The sequence below is a fragment of the Arthrobacter sp. H41 genome (genome assembly GCF_000520535.1).
GTDB lineage: Bacteria > Actinomycetota > Actinomycetes > Actinomycetales > Micrococcaceae > Arthrobacter_D.
This window is the reverse complement of sequence record NZ_KI914785.1, coordinates 19,315-28,211: the sequence shown is the minus strand read 5'-3', so window position 1 is coordinate 28,211 and position 8,897 is coordinate 19,315. Positions and strand designations below refer to the sequence as shown.

Below are 8,897 nucleotides of genomic sequence, written 5' to 3'. Positions count from 1 at the left end.
CGGCACTGACCGCCAGTCCGCGGCCGGCCGCAGGCGCGTAGACTTTGCCTCGATGAATACAACAGCCCCGGCGGGCAGCAGCCAGGCCGAAGATGACCAGTTGGACGTGTCCACGGAATCCGTCGCCGACCGCAAGGCGCGGTTCGAGCGGGACGCGATGCAGTACGTGGACCAGCTCTATTCCGCCGCGATGCGCATGGCACGGAACCCCAGCGATGCCGAGGACCTGGTCCAGGAGGCCTACGCCAAGGCGTTCTCCGCCTTTCATCAGTACAAGCCGGGAACCAACCTCAAGGCGTGGCTGTACCGCATCCTGACGAACACCTACATCAATCTTTACCGCAAGCGGCAGCGCGAACCGTTGCAGTCGCATTCGGACACCATCGAGGACTGGCAGCTCGCCAAGGCTGCTGAGCACACCTCCCTCGGCCTGCGTTCGGCCGAGGCCGAAGCGCTCGACCACCTGCCGGATTCGGACGTCAAGAGCGCGCTGCAGGCCATACCGGAGGAGTTCCGGCTGGCGGTCTACTTCTCGGATGTCGAGGGCTTCGCGTACAAGGAGATCTCGGAAATCATGAACACGCCCATCGGGACGGTCATGTCCCGCCTGCACCGCGGTCGCAAGCTGCTGCGCGAACTCCTCTCGGAGTATGCGCATGAGCGGGGTCTCGGGACGTCGGCAAAAGCAGCCGCGTCCGGCGTGGGCAAGTCCAGCACCGGCACGGAACAGGAGAGTGGAAAATGAGCGATTGCGAGAGCATGGGTGACTGTGCCGATTCTCGGATCGAACGACTGTACGAATACCTGGACGGTGCGCTGTCGCACTCGGACCTCGTGGAGATCAAGGACCACCTCGAAGGCTGTCCTGAGTGCGCGGAAGAGCACAATCTCGAATGCCTCATCCGGTCCGTCGTGAAGCGTTCGTGCACCGAGGTCGCTCCGTCAACGCTGAAGGCGAGCATCCTCGACCGGATCAACGTGCTGAAATCCGTGGATCATTAGGTTCTTGAAGTAGCCGCAACCAAAAGCACCTCCGATCCCATGCGGGACCGGAGGTGCTTTTCTGTCACCTGCTGATCAGGTGTTGGGACGCTTACCGTGGTTAGCGCCTCCGCGCTTACGGTCGCGACGCTTGCGTGCTCGCTTGCTCATGGGTGCCTCCTTCTCTATTCCTGCAGAACTGCACTCCAGTCTCCCACAGTGCGGCACCCCTGCCTAAACCGCCGACCGTCCGAGCCGCCGACCGTCCGAGGCCCGGCCCTAGGATGGGAGGACAGCCCCTACGCCGAGGAGTCTTCCGCATGCGAGCAGCCTACGTTGATGCAATATCCAAGGACGATCCCCTCGCGGGGCTGAAGATCGCGGAGATCGCGGAACCGCAGGTGCCCGACGGGTTCCGCCGGGTTCGGGTTGCCGCATCCTCGCTCAACCACCACGACCTGTGGTCGCTGCGCGGCGTCGGCCTTCCCGAGGAGCGGTTGCCCATGGTGCTGGGATGCGATGCCGCCGGGACCGACGACGACGGCAACGAGGTGATCGTGCACGGCGTCGTGTCCTCCCCGGGCTGGCGCGGTGACGAGACCCTCGACCCGAAGCGCTCCCTGTTGTCGGAGCGCTACCCGGGCACCATGGCCGATTACGTGTGGGTACCGGAGCGGAACCTCCTTCCGAAACCGGCGGAACTGAGCTTCGAGGAGGCAGCCTGCCTCCCGACGTCGTGGCTGACCGCCTACCGCATGCTCTTCACGGTCTCGCCGGCCGCGCCGGGGTCCACGATCCTGGTGCAGGGCGCCGGAGGGGGAGTGGCGACGGCGCTCATCATTCTGGCATCCGCCGCCGGCTTCCGGGTCTGGGCCACGAGCCGGAGCGAGGACAAGCGGGAGCGCGCGCTGGACCTCGGGGCGGCTGCCGTGTTCGACGCCGGCGCCCGGCTTCCCGAGCGGGTCGACGCCGTCTTCGACTCGGTGGGGGAGGCCACCTGGGCACACTCCCTCAAGTCGCTCGTTCCCGGCGGTGCCGTCATCACCTGCGGAGCGACCAGCGGCCCCGCGCCGTCGGCCGACCTCAACCGCGTGTTCTTCCTGCAGCTCCGCGTCCTCGGCTCCACCATGGGGACGCGGGACGAGCTCGTGCGGCTCACCCGGTTCCTCGTCGGGACCGGAGTCCGCCCGATCATCGACTCGGTCATGGACCTCGACGACGCCGCCCGCGGCTTCTCCCGCATGCTGAATGGTGACGTTTTCGGGAAGATCGTCTTCCGGCACTGACGCACCCGTACTGTTGCACCGGAGGCAGGCGCCCTTGAAAACGACATCCGCACCGGAATGATCCCGTGCTGATGTCGTTTTCGGGCGCGATTCCCCGGTCGGAGTGCTAGCCGCCGGAAGTAGTGCGCACGCCCGACCCGCTACTCAGCCGAGGCACCCGCCGCAAGGATCGCATTCCGCTGCTCGCGCCGCAGCGCCTGCTCGGCCGGGTCGGGAACCGGTGCCGCGGCGAGCAGGCGGCGGGTATAGGAATCCTTCGGGTACTTGAGGATCTGCTCGGTGGTCCCCTGCTCCACCAGTCTGCCCTTGTTGAGGACCGCGATATGGCTCGCGAGAAGCTCGACGACGGCGAGGTCGTGGCTCACGAACAGGCAGGCGAAGCCCCGTTCGCGCTGGAGTTCCTGAAGGAGTTCGAGCACCTTGGCCTGGACCGAGACATCGAGGGCCGACGTCGGCTCGTCCGCCACCAGGAGGTCGGGGCGCAGGGACAACGCCCGGGCAATGCCGACGCGCTGCCGCTGCCCGCCCGACAGTTCGTGCGGGTACCGGTTCCGGAAGGAGACGGGCAACTGCACGTCATCCAGGAGTTCCCCGACCCGCTTGTCGAGGTCAGCCCGGTTGAGCTTCTCGTGGAGGTACATCGGCTCGCCGATGCTCTCCCCGATGGAAAGCCGCGGGTTCAGTGATGCAGCGGGGTCCTGGAACACGATGGCGAACTTCTTGCGCAGCGGCAGGAGTTTCCGTGCGGAGAGCGCGGTGATGTCGGTGCCGGCAATCGTGACGCTTCCGGCGCTGGTCCGAATCAGGCCGGTCACAGCCCTGGCGATGGTCGACTTGCCCGAACCCGATTCGCCGACCAGCCCCAGCACCTCACCGGGGTTGATGGTGAAGGAGACGTCATTGACCGCCTTGAAGGGTGCCTGCCGGAACCGTCCGGGGTATTCGATATCGACGTTCACCAGTTCGAGCGCCGGGACTGTCCCGGCGTCACGGTGGGTCTGCTGTTCCGCGTCCGCTGCGCGTGCGTACGCCTCGTGGACGCGAAGGGCGCCGTCCACCACCTCATAGTCCGAGAGGACACCGCCCACCCGGGATCCGAGATGCGGAACGGCGTCGAGCAGTTGGCGTGTATAGGGTTCGCGCGGGCTGGTGAACAACTGTGCCGTGGGCGCTGTCTCGACGACGCGGCCGCGTTCCATCACCACCACGTTGTCGGCGAGGTCCGCCACCACGCCCATGTCGTGGGTGATGAGGAGGACCGCACTGTTGAGCCGCTTGTTCAGCCGTCTCAGCAGCTCGAGCACCTCGGCCTGGACGGTGACATCGAGGGCGGTGGTGGGTTCGTCGGCCACCAGCAGCATCGGGTCGTTGGCGAGGGCGATCGCGATCATGGCGCGCTGGCGCTGTCCGCCGGAGAACTGGTGCGGGTAGGAGTCGTACCGTTTCGCCGGCTCGGGGATCTCCACCATCGCCAGAAGCTCGATGGCTCGCTCTTTGGCCTGGGCAGGGGAGGCCTCGGTGTGCTGTTCAACAGCTTCCCGGATCTGCTCCCCGACCGTGAGGACCGGATTGAGCGCCGTCATCGGCTCCTGGAAGATCATGGCGATGTCATTGCCGCGGATGCGCCGCAGGGCACTCTGCGGCGCGCCGATCAGCTCCTTGCCGAGCATCTTCGCGCTGCCGCTCGAGCGTCCGTTACGGGGGAGGAGGCCGAGCAGCGCCATGGATGACATGCTCTTGCCCGAGCCCGACTCTCCGACGATAGCGAGGATCTCGCCCGGGTGGATCTCGTAGGACACATCCTCGGCGGCCATGACCCATTCGCCGTCCACGCTGAAGTCCACGCAGAGGCCGGAGACGGAGAGGATTGCTCCCTCCCTCGCTGGTGCTGCGTCGTCGATGACGAGGCTGGCTTCGGAAGCGCTCATTGCTTGATCCTTGTCTGCTTGGGATCGAAGGCGTCACGGAGCCCGTCCCCGATGAAGTTCACTGCGAGTGCGATGGCGACGATGAACGCGCCCGGCCAGAGGAACAGCCAGGGACGCACCGTCAGCGCCGAACGGTTGTCATTGATCGCCTTGCCCAGCGAGGTGTCGGGCGCGACCACTCCGAGGCCCAGGTAGCTGAGGGCTGTCTCGAGCAGGATCGCCCCTGAGATGGCGAGTGTCGTGGAGACGATGATGACACCCACCGTGTTGGGCAGGATATGGCGGAAGATGATGCGCGCCGAGCTTGCTCCCACCGACTTGGCGGACTCGACGAATTCCTTCTCCCGGAGGGAAAGGAACTCGCCGCGCACCAGCCGCGCGAGGCCGGTCCAGGTGACGAGCCCGAGGAAGATCGCGAACGGGACGATGCCCTGTTTGGCGACGATCCCGGCAACCACCGCTGCAATCACGACGGTGGGGATGGTGATGACGACGTCGGTGATCCGCATGAGGAACGCTTCGGTCCAGCCCCGGAAGTAACCGGCGACCGCGCCGACGGTGGTGCCGATGACCATCGCCACCAGTCCGACGATGAAGGCGATGATCAGCGAGGTCTGGATGCCGCGCATCGTCAGGGCGAAGTAGTCGCGGCCGAGGACATCCTGGCCGAAGGGATGCTCTCCCAGACTGAACGGCCACAGGGTGAGGGTCGGCCTGCCCTCGTTGAAACGGGCGGCAAGCACGTCGTAGTCCTTGTTCCACCAGCCCGGGAGCCCTGCGAAACCGATGGAACTGAAGGAGAGCAGGATGATCAGCAGCAGGAGGCCCATCCCTGCGAGGGCGCCCTTGTGCCGCAGGAATCGCTCGCGGACCAGCTTTCCCTGACTCTTGGCCTCGGTGGGCTGGATCCTGCTCGACTGGATTCGATCCGTCTGGGCTCGGGTGCGGGTGCCGGTGGAGATGTCGGTGTCCTGGCTGAGGAGCGTCGTCTCCGACAGCTCGACCTGCGCCCGTGAATCGCCCGACTGCTCTGGATGTTTAGTCATGATGTTTTTCCTAGCTCAGCGTGATGCGGGGATCGAGGAAGGCGTAGGCGATGTCGGCGAGCATGTTGAACAGCACTGCCGCGGTGCCCACCACCAGGAAGAAGGCCATGACAGGCCCTGGATCCACGTTGTTGATCCCGTCGATGAACATCTTGCCCATGCCGTTCCAGCCGAACACCGACTCGGTGATGACGGCTCCGCCGAGCACGCCGGCGAAGTCGAACGCCATGAGCGTGGTGATGGGGATCATCGCGTTGCGGAACGCGTGCTTCACGAGGACCGTCCGTTCGCTGAGGCCCTTGGCGCGCGCGGTGCGGATGTAGTCCTGGTTCATGACGTCGAGTTGGCTGGCGCGTGTGTAGCGGGTGTAGGTGGCGAAGGAGATCAGGGTCAGCGCGATCGTGGGCAGGACCAGGTGCAGCGCGTAGTCGAGATTGATCTCCCAGAAGGTGCCCGAGAGGTTGGCCGACTGGGACCCGGTGGTCGGAATGGGACGGCCACCCGCTTTTGCGGACAGCGTGGGATACGCCTGCAGCAGCCGGTCGAGGAACATCAGCAGGGCCATGCTCACGGCAACCACCGCTGAGATCCTTCCTGCCTGCTGGCGGTACTGCCCGCCCACCACGCTGCCGACCACATAGGCGGCCACGACGGCCACTCCGATCATCAGGAGCACGGTGAGCCAGGTCGGATCGGTGAGCAGGGGAATCGAGATCAGGTAGGCCGCGTAGCTCACTGCCGCAGCGGCAAGGGCTGCGTACAGGATCTTCCGACGGCGGAAACCGGCGAGCAGGGCGGTCCACAGGAAGGCGACGGAGGCTGCCGAGACGAGCATTCCCACGGGACCGAGGCCCGGTGTGACGAACCAGCCCGTGACGAGGAGCAGCCACAGGCTGAAGGCCGTGGCGAACGCGGCGATGCCGAAGACGATTGCGCGCCGGCGTCGGTCCCCGCCGACGACCAGCGCCCAGATTCCGCCTGCGATCACGCCGATGACGAGAATCGCAGCGTAGGAGAACCGTGGATTCGCGAGCCACGTGTTGAGGTCGATGGCCAGGTACTGCTTCAGGAGCGTCGACAGCCAGAACAGTGGAAGCGAGAAAAGCACGAAGGAAAGGAAGGTGATCGAGTAGTCGAAGGTGGTGTACTGGCGGATCGCGGTGACGATGCCGACGATCACACCGACCACCAGCGCGATGACCGTGGCAACGACCACGAGGCGGAGCGTCGAACCGATAGCGTTCTCGAGCTGGGGGAGCACTGCCGCGCCCGTGCGGTCCTGGCCGAGGGTACAGGAGACGCCGCCCGGCACGATGCAGTGGCCCACGTCCTGCAGCCACAGGTAGTAGCGCATCAGCGGTGGCTGGTCGAGGTTCATGGCGGCGGTGCGGGCGGCGATGGTCGCGGCCTTCTCGGGGCCGCTCGTCTCACCGAGGTCCTCGAAGGGATCGCCCGACGAGATGGTGAGGAAGTACATCAGCGTGGTGGCTGCAAGCATGATGAAAAACGAAATGATGGTTCGTTTGACGATGAAGTAGAACACGGAAGGGCTCCTAGGAAACGGTGCAGGCTGGAGTGTTGCCGGGCACAGGGACGGGCAGACCCGAGGGCCTGCCCGTCCTCATGCTTTGTTCGGAACCTGCGATCAGCTCTGCTTCGTCCAGCTGTAGGCATTCCAGGTGATGCCGGTCTGCGTCGGGTTCAGTTCCACGCCCTCGAGCTTCGAGGAAGACCCGACGATATCGGCGTTCGCGTAGAGCACCACGTTGTACTGCGTCTCGGCGAGCCGCTGCTCGAGCTCCGTCTTCAACGGGACAATCTGCTCGGCGTCCGTGTTGGTCGCGATCTCGGTCCACAGACGATCTACCTCTTCGTCAGCGTAGCCACCGAAGTTTTGCTCACCACCGCTGACGTAGATGGACTGGCCGGAAGCGACGAGACCCGATCCGGCCCAGCCGAAGACTACCGCGTCCCAGGCTCCGGGCTGCGAGAGCTTGGAGCTCCATTCGGCCTCGGGCTGCGGGATGATCTCGAAGCCGGCCTTGTCGCAGGAGTCCTTGACGAGGGCGACCATGTCGGCCCGGAGCTGGCTCGTCGATGCGAACATCAGCGAGACCTGCACGGGCTCGGTCTTGCCGGCTTCGGCCAGGAGGGCCTTGGCGCCCTCGATGTCGGCGACGCCGTCACTCTGCGCTGCCGGCGCGCCTTCGAGAACCTCTTCGTATTCAGGCTGTGCCGGCTGGTACTCGCGAAGGTTCATGACCGACGAATCGGGGTCGATGGGCGAGACGAACTTGTCGACCATGTCCGCGCGAGGCACGCACATGTTGAACGCCTGGCGGACCTTAAGATCTTCGAAGACTGCGCCGGGACGCTGGTCCAGGTCGATGTGCGAGAAGGTAAGTGACTGCCCGGTGTCTACCGTCACGGTCTCACCGATCTGCTCGAGCGCCGCCTTGGTGTCGACGGTCGGGCTGGACGGGTCGATGACGTCGACGTCGCCGTTCTGGAGCGCCTGGACCGCTTCCTCGTCCACGATGGTCTGGAAAACGATGGTGTCCGTCTGGCCGGCACGCTCCTCGCCCCAGTACTGGTCGTTCTTGACGAGGGTCAGCGTGCCGTTCGTCGCGTTGTCCAGCTTGTACGGGCCGGAAGAGGGCAGGATCGCGGTGTCCGGGAGAGTCGGGAGGTCGGCTTCGTAGTTCCAGCCCGTGTTCCAGAACTCGGCAACAGGCGTCAGCGCCTCCGTATTCTTGGACTGGAGCGCTTCGACGAGCTCGGCACCGTCGCCCTCGGCCGACATGCCACCCTGTTCAGCGGCGATGTGCGCCGGCATAATCACACCGGTGGTGAAAAGTGCTTCCCAGTCAGCATAGGGCTCCGAGTAGACAACCTCGAACTCCTTCGCACCGGGCTCGCCCTCGATCATCTCCATCTGCTCAAAACCGTTGGTGGAGGCCGCCAGAAAGAGATTCGATTCGGCTCCCGACTCGGGGTCTGTGACACCGGAGGGGTAGGTTCCTGAAGCCGTGGCCCAGGTCAGCAGGACATCGTCGTAGTCAATCGGCGTGCCATCGGACCACACAGCATCCTCGTTGATGCTGTACTTGACGGTCAGCGGATCATCGCTGGTCTTCTCGTAGGTCCCGAAATCCTCGTTGGCTGCCAATTGAGCCTCTGGAGTGTAGGACACGAAGGAACTTGAGGCCAGGTTGTCCACATAGGTGTTGTAGACGGAGTTGGTGCTGGCGGTGTTGCCGTTGTAGCCGGTTGGTGCCTGGCTGATGGCCACGTTGATCGTGGAGGCGAGGGTTTCCTCCCCGCCGCCCTCGGTGGGGGTCTCCGCGGTTCCGCCCGCAGATCCACAGGCGCTTAGCATGAGCACTCCGATGGAGAGAGCCGCAAGCGACATTGTGCGCTTATTACGCATTCGATTTCCTTACTGTGCTAGAGGCGCACGGGACCGGTCATCAGTCCCGCTGGAGCGGACTGCCACCGTGACGGCAATCACACTTCCCACAGCATAACCAGAGATCGTTGCCTTCGGACACCCAGTGAACGATATATAACCCATTCGTTACCAGCCGGTAATATTGTCACCTTCCGGTAACGAAGGGGCTGAGGGGGTTCGGGGTGCGGCTCCTATTCTGAGGCGG

The 8,897-nt window shown here is 64.8% G+C and carries 8 protein-coding genes; 3 read left to right on the top strand and 5 right to left on the bottom strand.

Annotation, left to right across the window (positions count from 1 at the left end):
- The first annotated feature begins 52 nt into the window (after positions 1-52).
- Positions 53-745 (top strand): sigma-70 family RNA polymerase sigma factor, encoded by a 693-nt coding sequence (locus Y705_RS18120; protein WP_253908529.1) that lies wholly within the window; start codon positions 53-55, stop codon positions 743-745.
- Positions 742-1,002 (top strand): mycothiol system anti-sigma-R factor, encoded by a 261-nt coding sequence (gene rsrA / locus Y705_RS0107170; RefSeq protein ID WP_026532368.1) that lies wholly within the window; start codon positions 742-744, stop codon positions 1,000-1,002. Before Y705_RS18120 ends, rsrA begins: the two co-directional genes overlap by 4 nt.
- 75 nt (positions 1,003-1,077) lie before the next feature.
- On the opposite strand, the gene Y705_RS23610 is transcribed toward rsrA, so the two are convergent.
- Positions 1,078-1,152, bottom strand: a complete 75-nt coding sequence (locus tag Y705_RS23610; protein WP_369299106.1) for a 50S ribosomal protein bL37 — start codon at positions 1,150-1,152, stop codon at positions 1,078-1,080.
- Between the two features lie 149 nt (positions 1,153-1,301).
- Here Y705_RS23610 and Y705_RS0107165 point away from each other — a divergent pair, with 149 nt between their 5' ends.
- Entirely contained in the window at positions 1,302-2,267 is a 966-nt protein-coding gene (locus Y705_RS0107165) for a zinc-binding dehydrogenase (protein WP_026532367.1), read from the top strand.
- 140 nt (positions 2,268-2,407) lie between these two features.
- On the opposite strand, the gene Y705_RS0107160 is transcribed toward Y705_RS0107165, so the two are convergent.
- From Y705_RS0107160 to Y705_RS18110, 4 genes are all read right to left on the bottom strand, one after another.
- On the bottom strand, positions 2,408-4,195 hold the full coding sequence (locus tag Y705_RS0107160; protein WP_049822409.1) for an ABC transporter ATP-binding protein: 1,788 nt from the start codon (positions 4,193-4,195) through the stop codon (positions 2,408-2,410).
- Positions 4,192-5,241, bottom strand: a complete 1,050-nt coding sequence (locus tag Y705_RS18115) for an ABC transporter permease (RefSeq protein WP_081737873.1) — start codon at positions 5,239-5,241, stop codon at positions 4,192-4,194. The genes Y705_RS0107160 and Y705_RS18115 overlap by 4 nt, the downstream gene beginning before the upstream one ends.
- A 10-nt stretch (positions 5,242-5,251) precedes the next feature.
- On the bottom strand, positions 5,252-6,784 hold the full coding sequence (locus tag Y705_RS0107150; RefSeq protein WP_026532365.1) for an ABC transporter permease: 1,533 nt from the start codon (positions 6,782-6,784) through the stop codon (positions 5,252-5,254).
- Between the two features lie 102 nt (positions 6,785-6,886).
- A complete protein-coding gene (locus Y705_RS18110) occupies positions 6,887-8,671 on the bottom strand; it encodes an ABC transporter family substrate-binding protein (RefSeq protein ID WP_081737872.1) in 1,785 nt (594 codons plus the stop codon).
- Between the last annotated feature and the right edge of the window lie 226 nt (positions 8,672-8,897).

Coding starts and splice junctions, on each gene's coding strand:
- Y705_RS18120 (WP_253908529.1), top strand. CDS start 53: ATGAATACAACAGCCCCGGCGGGCAGCAGCCAGGCCGAAGATGACCAG.
- Y705_RS0107160 (WP_049822409.1), bottom strand. CDS start 4,195: ATGAGCGCTTCCGAAGCCAGCCTCGTCATCGACGACGCAGCACCAGCG.
- Y705_RS0107165 (WP_026532367.1), top strand. CDS start 1,302: ATGCGAGCAGCCTACGTTGATGCAATATCCAAGGACGATCCCCTCGCG.
- Y705_RS18110 (WP_081737872.1), bottom strand. CDS start 8,671: ATGCGTAATAAGCGCACAATGTCGCTTGCGGCTCTCTCCATCGGAGTG.
- rsrA (WP_026532368.1), top strand. CDS start 742: ATGAGCGATTGCGAGAGCATGGGTGACTGTGCCGATTCTCGGATCGAA.
- Y705_RS18115 (WP_081737873.1), bottom strand. CDS start 5,241: ATGACTAAACATCCAGAGCAGTCGGGCGATTCACGGGCGCAGGTCGAG.